The sequence below is a fragment of the Bartonella sp. LB28NMGDW genome, assembly GCF_042194435.1.
GTDB lineage: Bacteria > Pseudomonadota > Alphaproteobacteria > Rhizobiales > Rhizobiaceae > Bartonella > Bartonella grahamii.
This window is the reverse complement of sequence record NZ_JBHIMX010000150.1, coordinates 1-621: the sequence shown is the minus strand read 5'-3', so window position 1 is coordinate 621 and position 621 is coordinate 1. Positions and strand designations below refer to the sequence as shown.

General features: G+C 44.8%; 1 protein-coding gene and 1 pseudogene. Both read right to left on the bottom strand.

Translation table 11 applies throughout. From position 1 onward, the window contains the following. Positions 1-215, bottom strand: a pseudogene (locus tag ACFIKG_RS09740) (hypothetical protein); the annotation flags it as partial. A gap of 1 nt (position 216) precedes the next feature. Continuing rightward, on the bottom strand, positions 217-621 hold a 405-nt coding region (locus ACFIKG_RS09735), incomplete at its 5' end, for a hypothetical protein (RefSeq protein WP_375652246.1).

Sequence of the window (621 nt, the reverse complement as noted above, 5' to 3'; positions counted from 1 at the left end):
TGCAATGGTACACTCCCAAGACCACCTATGGCTTGGGTGGTTTGAGCACTTAACGGGGCAATACGAGGTCCTCCATACACATTACCCCCAATTCCTGTGTCATACATTTGATAGGCATCTGCACCCCCACGCTTAAATACATTCTGCATCCAAGAGGGAGGAGCGCTTGTCTGCACCTGCTTTTGTTCTGTTGTTGTCGGTGTCTTGCTCCCCATGTTACAATTCCTTCCTGTAATAAAGCATATCTATGCTGTAACCTTGCTTGTCCAATGCACGTTTCCAACCTAAACGCCCTAAAATCTCTATCTCAAAAGCCCCATTCTCACGCGCCCAATCCTCGGCAACTTGCAAATTGTCAACCAAATCAAGAACACCCTTGCCACTACATTCACAAATCAGAGCGCGTTTCTTTCCTAAAACTGTCTGTTGTATCTGGGTCGTGACGACCGCTAAAAAGCGCTCTTCATCATCCAAAACAAGCCATAACTGTTTCTTACCACTGCCAATAGATTCAATGAGTTCTTGCAACGTAATTTCATGTTTGAAACGCTCTACATACTCTCTAAAAGATGCAATGATGTCTTCAAGATAAAGGGCTATACGCTCCATATCCCAAGACGT